Origin of the sequence: Leminorella richardii (genome assembly GCF_900478135.1) — a bacterium.
GTDB lineage: Bacteria > Pseudomonadota > Gammaproteobacteria > Enterobacterales > Enterobacteriaceae > Leminorella > Leminorella richardii.
The window spans coordinates 969,747-993,253 of record NZ_LS483470.1; the positions used below are offsets into that span (position 1 = coordinate 969,747).

General features: G+C 52.4%; 18 protein-coding genes, 1 pseudogene and 1 other annotated feature. Of the genes and pseudogenes, 11 read left to right on the plus strand and 8 right to left on the minus strand.

All coding sequences use genetic code 11. The annotated features are described in order from the left end of the window. Positions 1-13 precede the first annotated feature (13 nt). Positions 14-1,291 carry a polysaccharide deacetylase family protein gene (locus DQM29_RS04555; RefSeq protein WP_111739515.1) on the plus strand — a complete coding sequence of 426 codons (1,278 nt, stop codon included), beginning with the start codon at positions 14-16 and terminating at the stop codon, positions 1,289-1,291. Positions 1,292-1,301: 10 nt separating this feature from the next. On the opposite strand, the gene folK is transcribed toward DQM29_RS04555, so the two are convergent. The 5 genes from folK to sfsA form a co-directional block, all read right to left on the minus strand. Continuing rightward, positions 1,302-1,787: a 2-amino-4-hydroxy-6-hydroxymethyldihydropteridine diphosphokinase gene (gene folK / locus DQM29_RS04560; RefSeq protein ID WP_111739516.1), complete on the minus strand. Its 486-nt coding sequence runs from the start codon at positions 1,785-1,787 to the stop codon at positions 1,302-1,304. A 12-nt stretch (positions 1,788-1,799) separates the two neighbouring features. Next, on the minus strand, positions 1,800-3,197 hold the full coding sequence (gene pcnB / locus DQM29_RS04565; RefSeq protein ID WP_111739517.1) for a polynucleotide adenylyltransferase PcnB: 1,398 nt from the start codon (positions 3,195-3,197) through the stop codon (positions 1,800-1,802). Positions 3,198-3,413: 216 nt separating this feature from the next. Then, complete coding sequence (gene gluQRS / locus DQM29_RS04570) at positions 3,414-4,301, minus strand: tRNA glutamyl-Q(34) synthetase GluQRS (protein WP_111739518.1); 888 nt, start codon at positions 4,299-4,301, stop codon at positions 3,414-3,416. Between the two features lie 56 nt (positions 4,302-4,357). Then, positions 4,358-4,813, minus strand: a complete 456-nt coding sequence (gene dksA, locus DQM29_RS04575) for an RNA polymerase-binding protein DksA (protein WP_111739519.1) — start codon at positions 4,811-4,813, stop codon at positions 4,358-4,360. Between the two features lie 197 nt (positions 4,814-5,010). Continuing rightward, a complete protein-coding gene (sfsA, locus tag DQM29_RS04580; protein WP_111739520.1) occupies positions 5,011-5,715 on the minus strand; it encodes a DNA/RNA nuclease SfsA in 705 nt (234 codons plus the stop codon). Positions 5,716-5,872: 157 nt separating this feature from the next. Here sfsA and hrpB point away from each other — a divergent pair, with 157 nt between their 5' ends. Together hrpB and mrcB are read left to right on the plus strand one after the other, a co-directional pair. Then, the gene (gene hrpB, locus DQM29_RS04585; protein ID WP_111739521.1) at positions 5,873-8,323 is read left to right on the plus strand and encodes an ATP-dependent helicase HrpB; all 2,451 of its coding nucleotides are present in this window, start codon (positions 5,873-5,875) and stop codon (positions 8,321-8,323) included. A 115-nt stretch (positions 8,324-8,438) separates the two neighbouring features. Beyond that, a pseudogene (gene mrcB, locus DQM29_RS04590) lies at positions 8,439-10,736 on the plus strand (bifunctional glycosyl transferase/transpeptidase); the annotation flags it as partial. Positions 10,737-10,820: 84 nt separating this feature from the next. On the opposite strand, the gene DQM29_RS04595 reads toward mrcB, so the two are convergent. Further along, the gene (locus DQM29_RS04595) at positions 10,821-11,357 is read right to left on the minus strand and encodes an STM3941 family protein (protein ID WP_111739523.1); all 537 of its coding nucleotides are present in this window, start codon (positions 11,355-11,357) and stop codon (positions 10,821-10,823) included. Between the two features lie 205 nt (positions 11,358-11,562). Between DQM29_RS04595 and DQM29_RS04600 the strand changes: the two genes are divergently transcribed. The 7 genes from DQM29_RS04600 (at position 11,563) to DQM29_RS04630 (ending at position 20,160) form a co-directional block, all read left to right on the plus strand. Continuing rightward, positions 11,563-12,459 (plus strand): TIGR04222 domain-containing membrane protein, encoded by an 897-nt coding sequence (locus DQM29_RS04600; RefSeq protein WP_111739524.1) that lies wholly within the window; start codon positions 11,563-11,565, stop codon positions 12,457-12,459. Between the two features lie 2 nt (positions 12,460-12,461). After that, on the plus strand, positions 12,462-13,526 hold the full coding sequence (locus DQM29_RS04605) for a radical SAM/SPASM domain-containing protein (protein ID WP_111739525.1): 1,065 nt from the start codon (positions 12,462-12,464) through the stop codon (positions 13,524-13,526). Positions 13,527-13,794: 268 nt separating this feature from the next. Beyond that, positions 13,795-14,748: a hydroxyacid dehydrogenase gene (locus DQM29_RS04610; protein WP_111739526.1), complete on the plus strand. Its 954-nt coding sequence runs from the start codon at positions 13,795-13,797 to the stop codon at positions 14,746-14,748. An 11-nt stretch (positions 14,749-14,759) separates the two neighbouring features. After that, entirely contained in the window at positions 14,760-15,458 is a 699-nt protein-coding gene (locus DQM29_RS04615) for an RraA family protein (RefSeq protein ID WP_111739527.1), read from the plus strand. Positions 15,459-15,534: 76 nt separating this feature from the next. Continuing rightward, positions 15,535-16,929: a DASS family sodium-coupled anion symporter gene (locus tag DQM29_RS04620; protein WP_111739528.1), complete on the plus strand. Its 1,395-nt coding sequence runs from the start codon at positions 15,535-15,537 to the stop codon at positions 16,927-16,929. 16 nt (positions 16,930-16,945) lie between these two features. Further along, a complete protein-coding gene (locus DQM29_RS04625) occupies positions 16,946-18,109 on the plus strand; it encodes a metallo-dependent hydrolase (protein WP_111739529.1) in 1,164 nt (387 codons plus the stop codon). Positions 18,110-18,303: 194 nt separating this feature from the next. Beyond that, positions 18,304-20,160 (plus strand): sigma 54-interacting transcriptional regulator, encoded by a 1,857-nt coding sequence (locus DQM29_RS04630; protein ID WP_111739530.1) that lies wholly within the window; start codon positions 18,304-18,306, stop codon positions 20,158-20,160. A gap of 49 nt (positions 20,161-20,209) precedes the next feature. On the opposite strand, the gene pheA is transcribed toward DQM29_RS04630, so the two are convergent. Continuing rightward, positions 20,210-21,388 carry a bifunctional chorismate mutase/prephenate dehydratase gene (gene pheA / locus DQM29_RS04635; protein WP_111739531.1) on the minus strand — a complete coding sequence of 393 codons (1,179 nt, stop codon included), beginning with the start codon at positions 21,386-21,388 and terminating at the stop codon, positions 20,210-20,212. A gap of 142 nt (positions 21,389-21,530) precedes the next feature. Next, positions 21,531-21,668, minus strand: a sequence feature (Phe leader region). 209 nt (positions 21,669-21,877) lie between these two features. After that, positions 21,878-22,216 carry a ribosome-associated translation inhibitor RaiA gene (raiA, locus tag DQM29_RS04640; RefSeq protein WP_111739532.1) on the minus strand — a complete coding sequence of 113 codons (339 nt, stop codon included), beginning with the start codon at positions 22,214-22,216 and terminating at the stop codon, positions 21,878-21,880. A gap of 642 nt (positions 22,217-22,858) precedes the next feature. Here raiA and DQM29_RS04645 point away from each other — a divergent pair. Beyond that, entirely contained in the window at positions 22,859-23,467 is a 609-nt protein-coding gene (locus DQM29_RS04645; RefSeq protein WP_111739533.1) for a hypothetical protein, read from the plus strand. Positions 23,468-23,507: the final 40 nt, after the last annotated feature.

The following is a 23,507-nucleotide window of genomic DNA, read 5'->3' on the forward strand; positions in this document are numbered from 1 at the left end:
ATACGACGATTTTATGAGCTTTATATCCGTTCTACGCTTGCCGATCGCGCTGTTTCTTTTCGCCATCGGATTAACGCACGCCTACGCGCAGGGAGAAAGCGCGTCCATTATTCAGGTCAAACTGCTTCGCGAGAGCAGCATCATGGCGCCAGTTGCCGGTGAGGTTATTAACGTCGGCTCGCTCAATAAAAACGTCGAGCTGATGGTCTATCCGCTGAATGATGACTACTACGAATTTACCTTTGGTAACGGCAGAGGCCTTATTGATAAAGACGACTTAGAGCCGGTACAGAAGTCGAAAAAAGTGCTCGGCCTAGAGTTGGCAGATCTGCAAAAGCTGAATCAAAACCTGATCACTACCCGCACGACGGTGCTGTATAACCACCCTAAGGCGAAAAGCGGCGTTTTCGGCGAGCTGAGCGAGAACCTGCGCTATCCTATTCTAGGGCGCCTAAAGGGCGATGACGGCGTGCTGTGGTATGAAATTAACGTAGGTGATGACGTAAAGTACGTCCGCGCTGACGACTGTGAGCTGGACAACGGCATTCCGGTTCTGACTTACCATCACGTGCTGAAAGACGACGAAAATCGGCTGTTTCGCAACACGTCTACTACCACCTCCGATACCGCCTTTGATGCACAAATGGGCTACCTGAAAAGCGCGGGCTACCGCACGCTGTCTTTGGCTCAGCTTGAAGGGTACTTGAACAACAGCGTTAACCTGCCCGCTAAGGCGGTTGTGCTGACGTTTGACGACGGCCTGAAGTCGGTTTATCGCTACGCCTATCCGATATTGAAGAAGTATGGTCAGCAGGCAACGGCGTTTATTATCTCTTCGCGCGTTAAGCACAATCCGCAGCCTTGGGATGCAAACTCGCTGCAGTTTATGAGCATAAGCGAGATTAAGCAGATTCAGGACGTGTTTGACATTCAGTCGCATACTCACTTTCTGCACCGCTATTCCGACGATAAGCGCCCGGTGCTGCTTAGCCGTACTGAGCACAATATTCAGCTGGATTTTGAGCGCTCAGCGCGCGTGCTGAAGCCGTTTAACCCGAAGGTGCTTTACGTTTCCTATCCTTTTGGCGGCTATAACGATAAGGCTATTGAAGCGGCAAGGCTGGCGGGCTATCGCCTAGCGGTGACGACGGTAAGAGGGAAGGTGAAGCCGGGGGACAATCCATATACCCTGAAGCGCCTTTACGTGCTGCGCACAGATTCTATTGATGCAATGGCAGAGCGCATTGCCAATAACCGTTCAGACGTCAAGCCAATGGCGGTGAGGCAGTAGTCACTGCCGTTTAATCAAACCAGAGATTGATGCCTTCAAGGCTCAGCTGCGCCAGTTTCTGGCGCAGCGAGATGCCGTCCGGAAATATCAGTTCGGGCGCAATATCGGCGAGGGGATAGAGCATAAACGCACGGTTGTGCATGTCGTAGTGAGGGACTGTCAGCCGGGGCGTATTTATCACGCGATCGCCAAACAGCATGATGTCGAGATCCAGCGTGCGTGGCCCCCAGCGTTCGGCCTTTCTGACTCGTCCCTGTTGAAGTTCAATCTGCTGCGTGGCGTCCAGTAGCGCTTCGGGCTCTAGCGATGTTTCCAGCTCAACGGCTGCGTTAAGGTAGTCGGGCTGATCTTTTGGCCCCAGAGGCGCGGTGCGAAAATAGCGCGAGCAGTTAACCAGCCGGGTGTATTCAATGCGCCCAAGCGCATCCAGTGCCGCTTCAACCTGCTTAAGCGGCTGTTCCAGATTGCTGCCGAGTGCAATAAATACCTGAGTCATGAGGCTAGTGCCTTATTCCTGCGGCTTAGCCGCTCTAGGCACTCGCTTGCGCGGCCTGCGTGGACGACGCCCTCTGTCCGGCTCATCGCCCAGCGTGCTGAGCATGGTTTTCTGCCGCTGAGTGTCCGCTTCCTGAAACTCTTGCCACCAGATGCCCACTTTCTCCAGCTCGCCTCTTTCGATTTCGCCGCGAAGCAGCAGTAAATCGAAGGCGGCTCGGAACTTGGGATGCTCCATCAGCTTATAGGCTCTCTTGCCCTGACGGCGAGGAAGGCGAAGCTGCAGCTGCCAGATGTCGCGAACCAGAGAGGTAATGCGTTTGGGAATAGCCAGCGTGCGGCACTGTTCGTCCAGCGTATCGTTCATCGCTAAGGCGAACGCATCGTGGTAAGTCAGGCCGCTTTCCTGCGCCAGCTTTTGCGCAAGCTCAACCAGCGGGTACCAAAGCATGGCGGCGAACAGGAAGGCCGGATTGACGCGCTTGCCGTTTTGCAGCCGACGGTCGGTATTCTGCAGCACTTTTGCCAGCAGCTTTTCCATGTTGCCGTCGCTCTGAGGAGTAAAGTGCCGCGCAATTACCGGAAACAGCGGGCCAAACAGACGATATTCACGCATCAGTAAATAGGTGTCATAACCCTGACCGGACTGTAGCAGTTTGAGAGACTCTTCAAACAGCCGAGCGGGAGGGATATCGCTAAGCAGGTTGGCTAGACGAGGGATCGGCTCAGCGGTGACCGGTTCGATTTTCATGCCAAGCTTGGCGGCAAAGCGCACAGCCCGCAGCATTCTGACCGGGTCTTCGCGGTAGCGTACTTCCGGCTCGCCGATAAGGCGAATGATACCCTGTTGAATATCGCTCAGGCCGCCGGTGAAGTCGCGCAGCGTAAAGTCGCTGGCGCTGTAGTAAAGGCTGTTTACGGTAAAGTCGCGACGATAGGCGTCTTCCGTGATGGAGCCGTAAACGTTATCCCGCAGCAGCATGCCGTTATTCGCCTGCTGAGAGGCGTTTTTGTCGTCGCTGTCGCTGTGAGTGCCGCGAAACGTCGCAACCTCAATGATTTCTGGGCCAAACATGATGTGCGCCAGACGGAAGCGGCGACCAATCAGGCGGCAGTTGCGAAACAGCTTGCGGATCTGCTCTGGGGTGGCATTAGTGGTAATGTCGAAATCTTTTGGCTTTTTGTTTAACAGCAGGTCGCGCACGCCGCCGCCGACCAGATAGGCTTCATAGCCCGCTTTGTTCAGGCGATAAAGAACCTTCAGCGCGTTGTCGCTGATGTCTTGACGGGAAATGTTGTGCTGTGCGCGAGGAACGATGATGACGTCTTGAATGCTGTCGTCCTGCTGTTCGCCTGATTCAGGCTCTCGGGTGAATACCTTGCGGCAAAAGTCAGCTACGCGGGTAAAAATAGGACACCTCGATTGTTGTCTCTCTGTGAACGGTTGGCCCGAACGCGATCTGACGCCGTGAAGGCGATGCGGACGACCGGGCTCTGAAAAATTCGCTAGTCCCGCTTTCGCAGCGGGAAGATTTGTCGTCTTTTAGTTTAGGTGACGGCAAAATCGGCGGCCTATGATAGCTCACGCGAAGGCGTTTGAGAATGAAAACCGTATTTCCCTCTAATGCTAAGGATTTAGCGGGGTGGCAGTTGGGGGAGCGGTTAAGGGAATGGTCGACAACGACCAGCTATCAATAGCCCATGCAAGCAGTTCGTCCGTTGACGCGTATTCCCAGCCGACGGGCAAAGGTTGGCCAAGAAACGCGAGCGCTTTGGCAAGTGTCGGAACGGGGTTTCCCTCCGGCAGAGCGGGGGCATGATTTTGCTTCGACAGCTTGTCTCCGGTTCCGTTAAGCGCCAGCGGCAGGTGAAGGTAGCGCGGCTCTCGCCAGCCGAGTTGCCGATAAAGAGCAATTTGCCGAACGGTAGGGAGGATAAGGTCTGCGCCGCGGACAATTTCCGTCACGCCCTGAAAGTGGTCATCTACCACGACGGCGAGGTTATAGGCAAACAGGCCGTCTTTGCGGTGAATGATAAAGTCTTCTTTGGCGAAGTCCTGCGGTGTGGCAATGTCTCCCCTGAGCTCGTCGTGAAAGCTGAGAACGGGGTGAGTTAGCCTAAGCCTAAGAGCGGCCTGTTGTGCAGGAAGGTGCAAATCTCGACAGTGGCCGTCGTAAACGCCGCTCAGCTGTTGGATTCTGGCTCGGGTACAGTGGCAATAGTAGCAGTGATTTTGCTGATACAGGTCATCAAGCACCTGTCGATAGGCGTCAGAACGCTGAGACTGGTAGAGAATATCTTTGTCCCAGTGTAGCCCATAGCGTTCAAGGGTGTAGAGGATCCGTGAGGCCGCGCCAGCGACTTCCCGTGGAGGATCGATATCCTCGATGCGAACCAGCCAGTCACCGCAGTGTGCTCTGGCCTGTAAAAAGCTGCCCAGTGCGGCGATGAGTGAACCGAAATGCAGATCTCCAGAAGGAGAGGGGGCAAAGCGCCCCACATAGTGAGCCGTCATAGCTGCTGAGCCCGCGTAAAATTAGGCGGGCTCCTGTTAGTCACTGTGCTGAGCGATTAGCCCGCCATCTGCTTTTCGCGGATTTCGGCCAGCGTTTTACAGTCGATACACAGATCGGCAGTAGGACGCGCTTCAAGACGGCGGATGCCAATCTCAACGCCGCACGATTCGCAGTAGCCAAACTCGTCTTCGGCAATTTTTTGCAGCGTCTTGTCGATCTTCTTGATCAGCTTACGTTCGCGGTCGCGGTTGCGAAGTTCCAGACTGAACTCCTCTTCCTGCGTTGCGCGGTCTGCCGGATCGGGGAAGTTCGCCGCTTCGTCTTGCATATGGCTAACTGTACGGTCAACTTCATCCCTGAGCTGCCCGCGCCATGCTTCAAGAATCAGCCTGAAATGTGTAAGCTGGGCTTCGTTCATGTACTCTTCTCCCGGCTTCTCTTTATAGGGCTCGAGGCCCGCAATCGCCAGGATACTTAAGGACGAGGTCTTACGCTTTTGCCCTTCTTGCATTTTGCTTCTCCTACAAAATACGCGTTGTAGATTTGACTCTAAGAAAAAATCAGGCCGCTATAAATAACAGATGAGGATGAAGTTAGCAATTTTTCCTCCTCTCAGTATGACAATGCTGTGAGGGAAAGCACTTTCCTTTATAAGCACGATCATTTCTTCTCGTGAAACTACTTCACTCGTTATTTTTCATTCCTAATTCACGCTTTGAAATGCAGCGGTACTTGCAGGATCATTCCGTTAGGTGAGATCTCTGCTTTATAACAGACGACTTCGACACCGCATTTCCGAACTTGTTCAAAAAGCTTAGCGTAAGTCGGATCAATGTGCTTTGCCACATCGACGGATTCAATACCAGAATGCAGCACAGCGAACAGTAAAACGGCCCGCAGCCCCTGTTCAACAACGGACTGAAGCTCTCGAAGATGCTTTTGACCTCGGGTGGTCACTGCATCTGGAAAATACCCGCAGCCGTCTGTCAGCAGGGTGACGGACTTCACTTCAATATAGCAAGCGGGCTTCGTTTCACTTTCCAACAAAAAGTCGATGCGGCTGTTTTCTTCGCCATAGCGGACTTCGCTACGAAGCGAATCGTATCCCTGAAGCTGGGCAATGTTTCCCAGCGCCAGCGCTTCTTTAACCAGCTCGTTGGCGCGCAGTGTATTGATACAGATGAAATGGCCAGTGCGGGTTTGCGTCAGTTCCCACGAGTGAGCGTACTTTCGCTTTGGGTTGTCGGAAGTGGAGTACCACACCGTATCCCCCGGTTCTGCGCAGCCGGTCATTGCACCGGTATTGGCACAGTGCAGCGTCAGAGTTTCGCCTTCCGGCGTGACGACGTCGGCTAAAAAGCGCTTGTAGCGCTTCACCAGTGTGGCGGACTTTAGCGGGGAAGAAAACTGCATGGCCAGTGTATCCTTGGTTAAAAATCGGACATTATTCACGATGTTGGCCGTTTGGTAAAACAATGAAAGTTTTCTTTTCGGCTTTTATTCGGCTGATAGACTAACGGCCTCTATAATAGAGCCCTGATTTTGATACCACTACTCTGGCGATTAAAGCGTGCCTTTACCGATAAGCGACATTCTTGAACCTTTACTGGGCGAGCTTCAGCGCTCCCAGGCCGTGCTGCTTCAGGCGCCTCCCGGTGCGGGTAAGTCAACATGGCTGCCGCTGAGGCTTTTAGAACAGCCTTGGCTAGCGGGACGAATCATCATGCTGGAGCCCCGGCGACTGGCGGCTCGCAGCGTTGCCCAACGGCTGGCGGAACAGCTGGGAGAACCGGTGGGGCAGCAGGTCGGCTACCGCATGCGCGCCGAAAGCCTGTGCAGCGCCGCAACGCGCCTTGAAGTGGTGACCGAGGGCGTGCTGGTTCGCATGCTGCAGCGCGATCCGATGCTGGACGGTGTCTCCCTCATTATTCTTGATGAATTTCACGAGCGCAGCCTACAGGCGGATCTGGCTCTTAGCCTTCTTTTAGACGTGCAGAGCGGCCTTAACGAGACGCTAAAGCTGCTTATCATGTCAGCGACATTGGATAACCAAAAGCTCTGTCAGACTCTGCCGCAGGCGGCGGTGGTGAGTGCTGAGGGGCGAAGCTTCCCTGTGGAACGCCACTATCAGTCTTTACCCGTCGCAGGGTACTTTGAGGACAACGTTGCGCAGGCCGTTCGGCAGATTTTGAACCGGAATCAGGGTTCACTGCTGCTGTTTTTACCCGGCGTGGCGGAGATTCGGCGCGTGTACGACGCGTTGAGCGGTTCGGTGCCTTCTGATATTGACCTGTGCCCCTTGTACGGCGCGCTGTCGCTGGCGGAGCAGCAAAGAGCGATCGCCCCCTCTCCCGCAGGGCGGCGGAAGGTGGTGCTGGCGACCAATATTGCGGAAACCAGTTTGACTATCGACGGCATTAGTCTGGTGGTGGACAGCGGCCTAGAGCGCACGGCGCGGTTTGAGGCAAAAAGCGGTCTGACCCGGCTGGTGACCCAGCGCATCTCAAAAGCCTCCATGATCCAGCGCGCAGGGCGTGCCGGGCGGCTGATGCCCGGTCAGTGCTGGCACCTGTTTGCGCAGGAGCAGGCCGAACGGGCAGCAGAGCAGAGCGAGGCTGAAATCATGCAGGCCGATCTGTCGATGCTGCTGATGGAGCTTTTACAGTGGGGCTGTCGCGACGTTGAACAGCTGACTTGGCTAGATCGTCCGCCGGAAGCTGCGCTCTCGGCTGCACGCCGGCTGCTGACGCAGCTAGGGGCGCTGGCAGCCGACGGTGGTCTGAGCGCCAACGGTAGAAAAATGGCGGAAATGGGCTGCGATCCCCGACTGGCTGCGATGCTGCTTTTTGCACAAACCCAAAGCGCAGACTCGCTGGCAACGGCGCTAGCGCTGACAGCAATGCTTGAAGAGCCGCCAAGAAGCGGCAATAAAGACGTAGCCTATTGGCTGTCTAACCCGCTTCCCCAGTGGCAAAAGCGTGTTCGTCAGCTTTGCGGTCGCCTGTCTGGTCGGTCTGAAAAAATAGGGCGAATTGATGCTGACGAGGCACCGTTTTTACTGGCGGCTGGGTTTGCCGATCGCATTGCTCAGCGGCGCGCTAACGACGGTCGCTATCTGCTGGCTAACGGGCTGGGCGCGCAGTTGGAACCCGGTGACGGTCTGAGCCGTTCGCCCTGGCTGGTCGCCGCTTCTTTATTACAGGGGACAACCAGCCCTGATGCGAGAATATTACTGGCGAGCGCTGTCGATCCTGAGTGTCTGGCACAGCGGTTTCCTCATCTGGTGAACAGCCAGAGTGCGGTGGAGTGGGATGAAGAGAAGGGCACGCTGCGCGCCTGGAGGCGCCAGCAGATAGGTCGACTGGTGTTGAAGGCATCTCCGCTGGCAAAGCCGTCAATGGAAGAACTGCACGCCGCTTTTCTTAACTGGATCAGAACTCAGGGCATCGAGGCGCTCGGCTGGGATGACGATGCTCAACAGCTGCGGCTGCGCATGCTGCGCGCCCAAGAGTGGCTGCCGGGTTCGCCGTGGCCGGACGTCAGTGATGAAGGGCTGCTGGCGTCGCTGGAGCGCTGGCTACTGCCCTCTCTTGAGGGCGTGAAGGATATTAAGGGGTTAAAGCAGGTCTCCCTGTCTAAAGCCTTAGGCCAGCTGTTGGACTGGAAGCAGAAACAGCAGCTGGACGCCGCGCTGCCCTCAGCCTACCGAGTGCCGACAGACAGCCTGATCCCCATTCGCTATAGCGCTGAGGGGCCGCCCGCGCTGGCCGTGCGGCTACAGGAAATGTTTGGCGAAAAGCAGACACCAGCAATTGCTGACGGTCGCGTGGCGCTGGTGGTTGAGCTGCTGTCACCGGCTCATCGACCGCTGCAAATTACGCAGGACTTAGCCGCGTTCTGGCAGGGAGCCTATCGCGACGTGCAAAAAGAGATGAAGGGGCGTTACCCGAAACACGTCTGGCCGGATGACCCCGCTAACGCTGTGCCGACGCGTAGAACCAAGCGGTTTTATGAAGGGTAAACCTAAAAAATCAGTGGGCGAATCGCGTTGCATTCTGGGGTACAATACGCCCCGGCCGCGAGGGGCCTGTCTGGATACTGTGAGGAAAATACACCAATGCTGCCTGGAGTAATTGATGGCTAAAACAAAGAAATCCCGTAAGCCGGGTCTGATTAGGCGCCTGTTTGGGCTGACAGTCAAACTGGGGATTGTGGCGGTTGCGCTGCTGGCGTTTTACGGTGTCTATCTGGATTCTCAAATTCGCAGCCGCATTGACGGAAAAGTCTGGGATCTCCCCGCGGCGGTTTATGGCCGTATGGTTAACCTCGAGCCGGGGATGTCCTATAGCCAGAAAGAAATGGTCGATCTGCTTAACGGCATGCAGTATCGCAACGTCACTAAAATTACGCGTCCTGGCGAGTATTCTGTTCAGGGCAGCACTATCGAGCTTCTGCGTCGGCCGTTTGACTTCCCTGATGTCAAAGAGGGGCAGATCCGAGCGCGCCTTGAGTTTAACGGCTCCGGTTTAGCGCGAATTCTGAATCTGGATACGGGGCGTGAATTCGGCTTCTTCCGACTGGATCCGAAGCTTATTACGATGCTGCAGGCGCCAAACGGCGAGCAGCGGCTATTTGTTTCCGGCAAGAATATGCCTTATCCCATGTCGGATATGCTGATTGCCACCGAAGACCGCAATTTCTATCAGCACGACGGCATCAGCATTTACTCCATTGGTCGAGCAGTGCTGGCGAACCTGTCTGCCGGGCGGACGGTTCAGGGCGGCAGTACCCTAACGCAGCAGCTGGTAAAAAACCTGTTTTTAACCAACGAGCGCTCTCTGACCCGCAAGATGCGCGAAGCCTATATGGCGATTATTCTTGACGCCCGCTACAGCAAAGAGCGCATTCTTGAGCTGTACATGAACGAAGTGTTTCTGGGGCAAAGCGGCGCGGATCAGATCCGCGGTTTCCCGCTGGCCAGCCTCTATTTCTTCGGGCGGCCAATTAACGAGCTGAGCGTCGATCAGCAGGCGATGCTGGTGGGAATGGTAAAGGGCGCTTCTCTGTACAACCCGTGGAAGAATCAGCAAATTGTGCTGGAGCGCCGCAATCTGGTGCTGAAGCTGGCACAGCAGCAGAACGTCATCGATCAGGAACTGTATAACGTTCTGAGCGCAAGGCCGCTGGGCGTACAACCAAGGGGCGGTGTTATTACTCCTCAGCCCGCCTTTATGCAGCTAGTGCATCAGGAGCTTAATGAAAAGCTGGGAGACAAGGTTAACAACCTGTCAGGGGTGAAGATCTTTACCACCCTCGATCCGGTATCGCAAAACGCGGCGGAAAAGGCCGTGGAAGAAGGTATTCCAGCACTGCGCGCGGCGCGCGGTGTTAACGATCTGGAAGCGGCGATGGTGGTGGTTGACCGCTTTAGCGGCGAAGTACGCGCCGTCGTCGGCGGCTCTCAGCCTCAGTACGCAGGCTTTAACCGCGCTGTACAGGCAAGGCGCCCGATTGGCTCTTTAGCCAAGCCGCCGACCTATCTGACCGCGCTGAGCGAGCCGGAAAAATACCGTTTAAATACCTGGCTGGCCGATGAAGCGCTGGCGATCCCTCAGTCCGGTGGTAAAACCTGGCGGCCGCAAAACTACGATCGCCAGTTCCGCGGTCGCGTGCTGCTGGTTGACGCGCTGGCCAACTCGCTAAACATTCCGACGGTGAATCTGGGGCTGGAAGTGGGGCTGGATAAGGTAAGCGATATGCTGCAGCGCCTCGGCGTGCCGGAGAGCTCGATTCAGAAAGTTCCGGCTATGCTGTTAGGTTCTACCAGCCTGACGCCGATGGAGGCCGCGCAGATGTATCAGACAATCGGCAGCGGCGGCCAAAGGGCTAAGCTGTCCGTACTGCGTTCTGCCATCGCAGAAGACGGCACGGTTCTGTTACAAAGCCTGCCGCAGGCGCAGCGAGTCATTGAGCCTCAGGCAGCCTACTTGACGCTGTACGGTATGCAGCAGGTTGTCGAGCGCGGTACTTCTCGTTCGCTGACGGCTAAGTTTGGTAAATATAACCTAGCGGCGAAAACCGGTACTACCAACGATCTGCGCGACAGCTGGTTTGTCGGCATCGACGGTAAAGAGGTTGCTATTGCTTGGGTAGGCCGTGATAACAACGGCGTCGCCAAGCTGACGGGCGCCAATGGCTCACTGACGCTTTATCGCCGCTATCTGGAGAACCAGACGCCGCTGGCGCTGAATCTGGTTATGCCGGAGCGTATGTCGATGATGGGCATTAACGCTGACGGAAGCTTTGTCTGCAGTGGCGGTGTTCGCACACTGCCTGTCTGGACTGATTTCCCGAATGAGCTCTGTCAGTCACAGCAGCCCGCTCAGCAGGAAAGCGGCGCGCCGGACTGGGTTAGGGATATGTTTGGCAACTGATCTGTAACGATGAGATAAAGTCATGTTAAAAGGCCGCTTTAAAGCGGCCTTTTCTATTTAACGCTGTAAATATGAGGGTTATTTCTACATGATAACCGAAGGGTTATCTTTCGTATGCTTTATGATAAATGCTTCAAATATGTTCTGTAGCTCTTCTATATCATAGTCAATTTCATTAAGAGGAATATGCAATAGTCGAGAGTTGTTATTTTTCTTTTTCAAAGCAATAAACTGCTCCCGAAGTTTAACGGAGGGGATTTTCTGCGCGTACAACTCGACGTCATTAATATAAATTGCTAGTACAGGTTGATTGTTGACTACCTGTTGTTCGGTATAGGCAACGTCACTCCAGTCGAGTGGAGGAAGCTTTGTTCTATATAAGATTACTCCATCATTCGTTAGGGTTAACCATGGAGTCTTTGAACTGGCCTGGATAAAAAAGATAACTGAAGTAAAAAACATAACAGCGGTACATATAGCTAAAAGGATTTTTAAATCCGTCCTGTCCGCTAAAAATAGAGCCATGAGGGCAATCACGATTGCGATAATAAGTAAGACTACCGCAGTCTTCATTTTTATTTTTCTATTAGTATGAATGTGTACTGGTGCTGAGATATCCATTCCCTATATTTCCTCATTGATCGTCCCTGCTAATATAAACGCCAGTATGGGGGGTTGGCTTTGGGAAGTCTACGTTACGGTGCGTTATGGGTATTGTCATGCGATACCATTCTTGGCTTTTTCCGTTGACGAATTTGTATGGCTGACTAACAATCAGGCTAATAGAATAAGCCACCAACAGCAGGTGGCCTAAAAGGATGAACTCATGGCATGGAGCTTTACTTCAAACCCTTTCATTTCAATGTATGGGCCACTCTTCCTCGTTGTTTACTACGTGTTGGTCATTGCCCTATGGCAGCTGACCAAAGCGTTGTTGAAAAATTGGCCTCGTTTGCCTAAAGAAACGCTGTTGCCAAACGCCAATATATCCCCCTGCTTCATTGCCTGGCTTATGCACAGAAAAGATGGCGTACTGCTGCAGGGCATGGGAGTGCTGTTGCAAAGGGGCTATCTGGAAAAAGGTAAAAAGCTGGACTATTACCGAGCAGCGAAAACTTCTGATAGCGAGCTGGAGGACAGCGAACGACGGCTGCTGGCGCATTTTAGCAAGGCCAAGTACGCGTTTACCGTTAACGGCCTGATCGACAGGATATCTAATGAATATGAACAACAGGCCAGAGAAGAGGGGCTGATTCTGTCTGAGCGGCAGCTGCGCACTCAGTTTAGAATCGCACTGGGAGGCGGGTTACTCATTTTTGCGCTGGCGGTCTATAAGATTTGGGTGGCGCTAATGACCGGACACAGCAATGTTCTGTTTCTTGCTATTAGCGCCCCGATTCTCGCTATTGCTTATTACCTGCGCTTTAAGCCTCGAGACCGAATCGTCAACTCACCGAAGGGCCGTGCGCTGCTCGACTATTATCTTACCCAGCTTAGTCATCTCTCTAACCGAGAGGGAGCTCAGGCGTGGCTATATTTGGTGTTGGTCGGCACCGTGTCGATTGATTCTTTCTTTATGACGTCATATGCCCGACATGTGAATAGCGGTAGCGCAGGTTCGGGTGGCGATGGATCTCCCTCTTCATCCGACAGCGGTGGAGATAGCGGAAGTGGTGGCGACGGAGGCGGCAGTGGCTGCGGCGGTTGCGGGGGTGGTGACTAGCCGTGATCCACTTTCAGCCAGCGCGAATGACCGTTCAATGGCATATTACTCACGCCTGCAACCTGCGCTGCCAGCACTGCTATCAGGCTTCTTATACAGGCGCCAAAAATAACTTTGCTGAGCTTCGCCAGACGGCGGATCGCATACTGTCCTTCCATCAGCGTCTGGCTCCCGCTCCCTTGCTGATAACGCTGACGGGCGGTGAGCCTTTTGCTCACCCTAACTTTATCGAGCTGCTCGACTATCTGGTCGATCGCCCTGAACCTCCCAATCTGGCAGTTCTGACCAACGGTACGCTGCTCAACGAGCGAAGAATTGCCGCACTGCGCCGGGTAAATCCCACCTTTGTGCAGTTAAGCGTTGACGGTGGGCAAAGTACCCACGACGCCATTCGCGGAGAGGGTAACTTTGACCGGGTATTAGCCGCCAGCCGTCAGTTAAAGGCGCAGGGCGTTCGCGTACTGTGGTCGTTTACCGCTCATCGGCGCAATGCGCAAGAGTTTGCTGAGGTGGAGAAAGCCGCGCAGCGTATCGGTATCGACAGGCTGTGGGTAGACCGTATGATCCCCTGCAAGCAGAGCCAGCCCGATGCACTGGGCATTGCAGAGACTCAGGCGCTGTTTGCCGATATGCAGCGCATCAAGCGTCAGCGCGAGCAGCCCACGTTTATCCGACGTATCGTGCAGAGGCTTCATTCGCCGCCGAAAACGGAAGTCGCTATGAAGCGAGCGCTGCAGTTTTTATGGAGTGCGGGCGAGCCCTACCGCTGCCTAGCCGGGGAACGGCTTTTGACTATTATGCCGGACGGTGAAGTGCTCCCCTGTCGCAGAATGCCCGTTTCTGTGGGTAACCTTTATCAAAGCGATCTGGACGACATTTATCAAAATTCGCCTTTCCTTCAGCAGCTGCGGGCGTTTCGCCATCCTTCCGCATGCAGTCAGTGCCTTTTCAAAAACCAGTGCCGAGGCGGCCTGCGCTGCCTAGCCTGGGCACAGACCGGAAATCCTTTCAGCGCCGACCCCGGTTGCCCTTTAGTGAACAGAGGGAAAGGGAGCGGGTCAGTCTAAAAGCTGAGCATTTCTCTCTTTTCCCTCTCTCTGATTTCCTTTTTGTCATTTTGAAATTTACGGTTTTCATTTTGATATGAAAAGTTGATTTTTAACACTATGAAACGTGATACCAGTCACTAAGTAAAAGTGGCTTCAATAAAAATGAAAAAATAAAATATTTATATATCAAATGGATATTTTTTATTTCTTCCGGTTTTAGCGGTTTGGCACGGCGAATGCAATTAAGGAGGTGCAGAGACTAACAAACCTACTAAGGAGAAAGTGAATGACCTTTAAAATTCTGCTTCCGCAGGAAATCATGCAGGAAGGAAGAGAGTATCTGGAAAGCCGCGGCTATCAGCTTATCGACGGCTCGGGTATGGAAGAAGAGGATATTATCCGCGACATTCCCGACTGTGACGGCATTATCGTTCGCCTTTCCAAAATGTCCGACCGCGTATTTGACGCGGCGAAAAAGCTGAAGGTCGTTGCGCGCCACGGAGCAGGCTATGACACCGTTGACTTGGATTCCGCCAAGCGCCACGGCGTGACTGTCCTCAATGCTCCAATAGCAAACAGCATGTCAGTGGCTGAACTGGCTATCTTTTACATGCTTCACTGCTCCCGCAACTTCAAGCTGGTTCAGCAAAAGATGCTGGAGGACTATTACTTCGCCAAGCTGCGTACGCCAAAGGTAGAGCTAGACGGTAAAACTCTGGGGCTTATCGGCGTGGGTAACATTGGCTCCCGTGTGGCGCTGAAGGCTCTTCACGGTTTTAACATGAAGGTCATCGCTTACGATCCGTACAAAACCAAAGAACAGGTTCCTGAAGGCGTAGAGCTGACTGACGACTTCGATCGCATCTTTAAAGAGAGTGACTTTGTGTCGCTGCACTGCCCGGCAACCAAAGAGACCTTTGATTTTATCGGTGAAAAGCAGCTCGCCATGATGAAGCCAACTGCCTACCTGATTAACACTGCGCGCGGCAAAATCGTTGATGAAAATGCGCTCTATCACGCTCTCCAGAGCGGCGTGATTGCCGGTGCTGGCGTAGACGTTCTGAAAGAAGAGCCGTTTAATCCGGCACACCCTCTGCTCGGCCTGAGCAACATTATTATCGCTCCCCATATTGGCGCAGCGACGAAAGAGGCAACGGACAGGGCTTCCCTGCACTCTGCTATTGGCGTTGACGAAGTGCTGTCAGGTAAAAAGCCGTCTTGGCCGGTTCCTGGATTCTGAGGAGAATAAAAATGACTATTGGAAATCGAATCTTTACCCAGCGCCCTGACTTTGACGTTGCGCTACTTAACGGTTACAGAACGCTGCCCGCGGCGAACATTGCGGACAAAATGAATCGTATTGCGGTGCTGGGTAACGGCATCAGGCTGATTTCATCGCCAAAGGCGCCCGTGATGGCAGGCTATGCAATTACCGTGAAGGCCAGAGCCGGTGACAACCTGATGCTGCACGCCGCATTGGACATGGCGGGCGAAAACGATGTGATCGTTGTGTCAAACGAAGGTGACCGCTCCCGAGCGCTGATGGGGGAAATCATGGTGGCCTATGCACACTACGATAAGAAGATCGCCGGTATCGTGCTGGACGGCCCGATTAGAGACATCGATGCGCTTTCTCAAATGGATTTTCCCATCTATGCCACTGGCTCTAATCCGGCAGGTCCGTTTAAAGAAGGCCCGGGCGAGGTGAATACGCCGATTGCCGTAGGCGGCGTTGCCGTTTGCCCTGGGGATCTCATCGTTGGCGATGCTGACGGCGTTATCGTTGTTCCTTTGAATGATGCGGCGGGTCTGCTTGAAGCGGCAACGGAATACTCCAAGTTTGACGCCTCTAAAGTCGAAGCGGCGAAAAGCGGTAAGGCCAACCGTGCCTGGGTCAATAAGTCGTTAGTTGAGAAGGGTGTGGAATTTATCGACGACGTATATCGTTAAAAATAAATTCTAATAAATAATAATCAGCCATGCGAGCCGCAGGGCAGGGCATGGCTGTCTAAAAAAGGTCACAACAATGTTTTATTTAAAACTCTTACCGATTATTTTATTTCCCCTGCTTTTTTGGATTATCCCTAATCCTGAAGGCGTTTCTCCCCAGACGTGGCACATGGTCGGCATTTATTTGGCGATGCTGTGTGGGCTGGTTTTGCGGCCGTTTACCGATGCGGTGATTATGCTGATCATTCTCGGCATTGCCTCGGTCTTTATTTCCCCTAATTTACTTTTTGCCGGATTTGGCAGCCCGATGGTGTGGTTTATCATCAGCGCCTTTATTATCTGTAAGGCGTTTGTGATTACCGGGCTGGGCAAGCGAATTGCCTATTTGCTGCTGAGGAAATACGGCAAAAATACGCTGACCCTAGGCTATCTGATGATGGTCACTGACACTGTTCTGGCGCCAGCAACCGGTTCTAATATGTCTCGCTCAGGCGGCATTACTTACCCTATTTTTCGCAATATTGCCGAAGCGCTGGGTTCAACGCCTGAATCGGGCAGTCGCAGGATTGGCGCATATCTGACCATCCTGATGTATGTGGTGTCGATGGGAACCTCATCGCTGTTTTTGACCGGTATGGCGACCAACTCGATTACCGTTTCTCTCGCCAACGAAATCATGGGCGTCAACCTTGAGTGGATGGTCTGGTTTAAAGCCGCTATCGTTCCTGCCGGAATTATCCTGCTGACAGCGCCGCTTATCCTGTACAAGCTTTACGCTCCAGAGCTGAAAAAGATCGATAACGTGGCGGAAATCGCCAATCAGGGGCTGTCAGAGCTTGGACCGATTAAGCGGGAAGAAAAGCTGCTGATGGTGTTCTTTGCGCTGGGCGTTCTGGGATGGATGACCGGTTCGCTGACGGGCATTGCCTTTATTCCCGTCGGACTGGCGTTTTTGGCCTGTTTACTGCTGTTCAAAGTGCTGAGCTGGAACGACGTGGTGAGCGAAAAGAGCGCCTGGCAGACCTTCGTGTGGTACGGCGCGTTCTACGGCGCGGCGGTAGCCCTTTCCAAAGGCGGCTTCTATGTTTATCTGGTCGAGCTGATTAAAAACTATCTCGATCTTTCTCAGCTGAGTGAATTTAGCGCCCTGGGCGTACTGGTGTTTATCAGTCTGGCGGTGCGCTACTTCTTTGTCTCTAACAGCGCGTTCGTGGTGTCGTTCTATCCAGTGCTGTTTACGCTGGGTATGACCACGCAGGCACATCCGATGTACGTGGCGCTTTCGTTGGCATTCTCTGCGGGTTACGGCGCGCTGCTCACCCACTACGGCAACGGCGCAGGAGTGTTCACCTTTTCTAGCGGATACGTGCCGCAAAAGACCTTCTGGCTGCTGGGTACCATCATGGTGATTATCAACGTGCTGGTGTATTTCCTTATCGGCATACCGTACTGGAAGATGATCGGTATTTGATTCGCGGAGGCTGTGTATGAAACTGGATCTTTTAATTAAAAATGGCCGCGTGGCAGACGTTGAGAGCGGCGCTTTTGTTGAGCGCAGCGTAGGCGTTGTCGGCGACAGGATTGTTGACTTGACGGCTCTGGGCGAGTTCGACGCCGAAACGACGATTGATGCGAATGGCGCACTGGTGCTGCCGGGGTTGATTGACTTTCACGCCCACGTTTTTCACGGCGGTAGTGCTATTAGCGTTAATCCAGACGTTGTGTGTCTGCCTAACGGGGTGACTAGTGTAGTGGATGCGGGCAGCAGCGGCTGGGCGAACTATCCGTCTTTCTATAACGGGGTTATCACGCCGTCGACCGTCAAAATAAAAAGCTACCTCAACGTCGTTAACGTAGGGTTAGCGACGCTGGGCGGCGGTCCGACCGGCTATCTGGAAAACACCAATCCCGCCAACTATAACGCCGAAAGAATCAAAGCCACCTTTGAGCGCTACGGTGATAACCTGCTGGGGCTTAAGCTGCGCTATAGCAGAGATATCGCTAAAGATAAGAACTACAGCGCCGACCCGTTCCATTCAACGCTGGCGCTGGCGAAATCGCTAAAGGTGCCGCTGTGTGTACACGTCACTGACTCTCTTATGGGAGCCGACGAGCTGGTTCACCACTTCAGAGAAGGGGACGTTTATGCCCACTGTTTCCACGGTACCGGCAACACGATCCTGAACCCATCGGGTCGCCTCTTTGACTCTGTAAAAGAGGCGAAGGCGCGGGGAGTGATTTTTGACTGCTCCAACGGCGTGGCGCACTTTGACTTTAGCGTCGCTCGCGCTGCGCTGGCGGAAGGGTTTATGCCTGATGTGATCAGTACCGATCTGACGACTAAAAACAGCCTGAGAACCAACAGGGTTTACAGCCTGCCGTTTGTGATGTCTAAGTATTACGCCATGGGAATGCCCCTAATGGATATCGTTCGAGCGGTAACGCAAACGCCTGCTCGGCTGATGCGAATGGCGGGTGAGATTGGAACGCTGGCGCCGGGCGCAAACGCCGATATTGCCATTGTAAAACTGCGCAGCGAAGCGGTGACGTTTGAAGATACCCGCGGAGAGTCCATGACCGGAGAGGCGTATTTCGATAACTGCGCCACGGTGTGCAACGGTCAGATAGTTTATCGAAGATACCACTTCTGATAGGGCTTTAGATGACGCCGCGACGCAATTCGCGGCGTCTCTTTCCTATTTTCCCTTCTTGGCCAATCGCTTTGGGCGAAATGCAGTATCACACTTTTCACTCTCGCTCCTTAGCGAAGGCCGCTGAGATGGTAGTATCTCTTTAATGGTAGTATCTCTTTAACTGAAATCAGCAATGAGCGTGCGTGTTACCCATGGGCAAAAATGAAATTGTCATATTTTCGGTATCGCTGAGAATCACTCAGCGCATTTCTACGCTGTTGGCTGAAAGAAAGTTGCAGATACCGGTGTATGAGCTGAGCTATTTCGACGTGCTCGACAAGGCGAATGAGCTTATTCGAAACGGGACAAAAATCATTATTAGCCGGGGCGGCACGGCAGAGCTGCTGAGGAATAACGTCAATATTCCCGTCGTTGAGATATCGCACAATTTCTATGGTATCTACAGAACGATTCAGGAAGCGCGGGAGAAGTCGCATAAGATTGCGGCGGTCGGCTTTCCCCAGTTCTGTAACATGCTTAAGCACTACCAGAGCCTGACGAACGAAGAATTTAAGATCTGTCAGGTGTATAACCACGCCGACATTGAGAATGTCATCAGGCAGCTGTCTGAAGAGAACTATCAGCTGGTCATCGGCGGGCTTACCGTCGCGGAAAAGGCGAAGAAGTACGGCATGGGCGTTGTGATGGGGGATACCGACAATATCTCCATCGATCAGGCGCTGAACGAAGCCTTCAGCTTTTTAAAATATATCCGGCAGGAAAACGAAAAGCTGCTGATTTCTAACGCGGCGCTGAACCAAACCCGCGAAGGCATTATGTGTATTGATGAGTCAGGGGAAGTTATTCGCATCAATGCTAAAGGAATAGACCTGTTTCGATGTAATACCGGAGATAATATTTTTCGAAAGCCTCACTTTGAGTCGATGTACAACGGCATTATCAATGAGGTTGAGCTAAAAGATCGCCCGTTTGAGATTGGCGGTGAAACAGTCATTATCAACGTCAGGCACATCAAGAACCGCTCGAGCTTTTATTCGGTACTTACCGGGTATGCGATCGACGGCGTCCTGTCTCTTGGGGGGAAAGCCGGAGCCCGCCTGGCGTCAAAAAGCTTTCAGGCCAAGTACCGCTTTAGCGACATCGTAGGCTCATCAGAACCGTTGCAGCAGGCTATCGGTCTGGCAAAAACCTATGCCAAATTCGATTTTCCGGTGCACGTTTATGGCGAAACGGGCACCGGTAAAGAGCTGTTCGCCCAGAGTATACACAGCGAAAGCGAACGGCGCGGTGAACCCTTTATCGCCGTAAACTGCGCGGCGCTGCCGGAAAGCATTCTGGAGAGTGAACTTTTTGGCTATGTAGACGGGGCCTTTACCGGTACGCGCAAAGGGGGAAAGGTGGGCATCTTTGAGCTGGCCCGCAACGGTACAGTGTTTATTGATGAAATCAGTGAGGCTCCACTTTCTGTACAAATTAAGCTGCTGCGCGTCTTGCAGGAAAAGTCGTTTACTCGTCTGGGTGGTGAAGCCCTCATTGAGACCGATTTTCGGCTGATTACGGCAAGCAACAAGGATCTGCTGGCGCTGGTGCAGCGTAAAGAGTTTCGTGAAGACCTCTACTATCGGGTTAATGTGCTTAGCCTTGAACTGCCTAATCTTTCACAGCGGCGCGGTGACATTATTGAGATCGTCAATGCGTTGCTGGTTCAGCACGGGCGTTCGTTTACCTTTACCGACGATGCCGTTGGCTACCTCACAGAGAATGACTGGTCGGGGAACGTTCGCGAGCTTCAGGCTATTGTCTATCGGCTGCTGGTTTTATCGCCCAGTGAGACCATAGATCGGGACACCCTGTGTCGCTACGGCAACGCTGCGGGCGCAAAGGTTCAAGCTACGCCTCTTCTGGCGGGGGAAAGCGATCTGCTGAGAAAAAGTGAGGAGCGGCTGATTAAAGAAGTGATGACGATCACCGAAGGGGACAGGATTAAAGCTTCGGCCATACTGGGCATTAGCCCGTCGACGCTGTGGAGAAAAATCAAGTCGCTCTAACTGAAACAAAAAAGCGCCGAGTTCGGCGCCTTTTTGTCGATTTTCGCTGTTATTTGTCTTCTTGTGGTGAGTCTTTTAGCGACACGGGCACGACGTTTTCGCTCGGGAAGCACCCCAACACCTTGACTGACCGAGTGATAGGGCGCAGGTCTTCCAGAGCATTTTGCATCTCGATGGCATTCAGGTTGGCCTGAGTGTCGATATAAAACATCTCTTCCCAAGGATTGCCGTTAATCGGCCGTGACTCCAGCTTAGTCATCACAATATTGTGCTTACGCAGCACCAGAAGGGCCTCTACCAGCGCGCCGGACTGCTGCCCTGTCGCCATAATCAGGGTGGTTTTTGCCGGTATTTGCGCAGCCACTTCAATCGGTTTGCGCGCCACGACGATAAAGCGGGTGATGTTCTCTTTCTGGTTAGCCTGAATATGTTCCAGAACCTGAAGCTGATACAGCGCACCGCCCGGTTCACTGCCCACGGCGACCGCGTGCGGTGACTTCAGGCTGGCGACTTTTTCCATCGCCGCAGAGGTGCTTTCGCAGTACTCGATTTTCCACTCAGGGAATCCGCTGAGGTACTGAGTGCACTGCTGGAACGGCTGCGGATGGCTGTAGAGCGTTGTGACCCGATCTAGCGATGTCTCGACGGCGCTGAGCAGGCAGTGATTAATAGGGTTAGTCAGTTCGCCGACGATAAACAGGCTAGTGGACTGGAGAAGATCATAGACTTCGTTGATCGAGCCTGAGCTGGTGTTCTCAATCGGCAGTACACCGTAGTCTGCCTGACCTGTTTCAACGAGCTTGAAGACATCGTCGAAACGACTACAGCCGCACTCCACGAGTCCGTCAAAGTGGCGCGCAGCGTACTGACGCGCGGCCAAGTGTGAGTAAGACCCTTTAGGGCCAAGAAAGGCGATTCTGGCGGTGCTGAGCTTGTCCTGATTGATAAACTGTTGAAGCAGCGCCTGCTGGGTCAGAACGGAGTCTTCAATGATCAGCTGAAACACGCGGGTGATGTAGTGACCATCGAGGTGATGCTTTTTCCCTTCTTCAATCAGCCGATTTAGCAGGGCGCGTTCGCGCTCTTTATCGCGGATTGGCTTATGGGATGCCTGTTTGGTTTTGGCCACGTCCAGCGCCAGACTGCGGCGCTGCGCCAGCAGTTCCAGCAGTTGCAGGTCGAGCGCGGTAATGCGTTCTCTGAGTCCAAGCAGCGGATTTTCGCTCATAACGTTGTGTCACCTGTTTTTTTGTTATTTGGTATATACCCTAAATAATTCGAGTTGCATGACAAAACGCCGATGGCGTTTTGAACAGCGCTTGCGCAGCCAACGCACAGGCAACTTGAAGTATGACGGGTATAAAGCATTCAATAAAAAAGCCCCCCTTTAGGGAGGCTTTCGTGTTCGTCTTCGCTTTCTTTCTGCTCGCCTTGGAGCTACGGACGAAACGCCTCCCTGTCAGGGGTGGCTAAAAAAGAAAGCGAAGAAAAACGGCACTAAACGCATAATATGAAACATATCCTGAAGTAAAAAATCACCCCTAACTTAACCGCGGGCTTTCCGCTCTGTCAACCGATATTGTTTAAGTGGAAGAGAAAAGGGCGCAGAGAGGGTATTTTGTGGCGCCTGTTCGCGGCGGTGATGTAGAAAAATAGTGCCGAACCAATAAAAAACGCGCCCCGCAGGGCGCGCAATATCAAAAAACAGAAACTGAAATCAATCTTCTTGCAGCTGTTGCAGATTTGCTTCTTTCACACTGCCGTCAGCGCGGCGCGCTTCACCCTTGTGCTGCACTTTGTTGAGCTGACGCTCCAGCTTCAGCAGCAGTTCATTGATCGCCGCATACATATCTTCGTGCTTGGCGCTGGCGACTAGCGGGCCGTTCGGCGTAGTTATCGTCGCGTCGGCAACGAACACTTTGGGTTCTTTAGAGAGAACGATGTGTGGATTAATTAACTGAACCTGCCATTTCTCCAGCTTTTTAAGACGGTCTTCGACGTGAGTGCGAATTGCCGGGGTAATATCCATTTGTTTGCTGGTGATATTTACTGTCATATAACTTACCTCTTTGTCAGTCAACTGCCGTCAGATTCAATTTTAGAATACCGTTCCGGCCAAACTATTATGTGATCAGGATCAATTTTTTCCTCACCCTGAAACAAAGATGGCAGAAGTGTGATAACCGTAATGATTTATGACTCTTCGCTTGTATATTCAGTATAGCTCAAGCAATATTATTCATTGTGTTGGACTTACAATTCTGTACAAAAGAGCAGCAACCCTTCCTTTTTTAATCAATTATGTTTTTTCACGCTGGCCTGCCGTCTCGAAGGCCGACCTCAGGTATGAATTTTTCCAGTCATCATCGCTTGATTCACCGCTCAAAAACGCGAGGGTTGAAATGAGGTATGTGAGAGAGACTATCGACTTGATGAGGTTTTAGACGGAGGCGCCGTTTGCTCTTCAACAGGCTGACTATCACAAACCCTTTCTACCGAACTGAGCAGTATATGAACAGAAGCGCGAGTCGCGGCACTCGGCGTGACTATTTATCTCGAGTTATCTCGTGCTGTCAAAGACTATTGTGTGGTAGGTATTTAAAATAAATTGCCATACAGTGCATTTTTAAATAATATGAAAATATCTATATTTTTTAAAATATTAGCTTTTGGAAAATCGTTTTCATAGGGAATAAAAATGAAGAAAATAGTTACTCAGGCGTTGTTGTTGTTATTTTTGGCTCTAAACAGTACTTTTTCTTTTGCTGAAATAGCGTGTATTGACGCACAGACCCAATCAAAAATAGCTAAACCAGAGACGTTTCCAACGACGAATAAAAGCGTAGGGATTGCATGTGAATGGGAAGAGGGAAGTCAATCAGCCAAGTACCAAAGCGCTGCGCTGAATGACTATGATAACGCAGAAGATGTATCAATTAACACGCTATCTTTAGAAGACAGTAAAGGCATCGACGATGATTTATTAGGGGATAATTTGGATAAAAACTACATTGCTAACGTTCCCTATCTAGTTAAAGATGCAAAAGGTGTTAAAAACAGCATAGAGCTATTTGAAATAAAAAGAACGAATAGCGGTGAGGTGCGGATATATCTCATTAATAAGAATACGCCCAGAATCACTTTTTCATGTTTAGATAAAAGCATAAATTATAAAAAGAATGAAGCTAGCCATATTAGCGATATCCTGCTTTCAGATACTTGCCAAAAAGCCATGCAGGAATTCAACATACCGTTATCGAAAGAAGATATTAAAAACCTGGTAGTGACAAAAGGTTCTATTAATTAACCTGTTTTATCGATGTAACATCAATAGGCAAAATGCACGC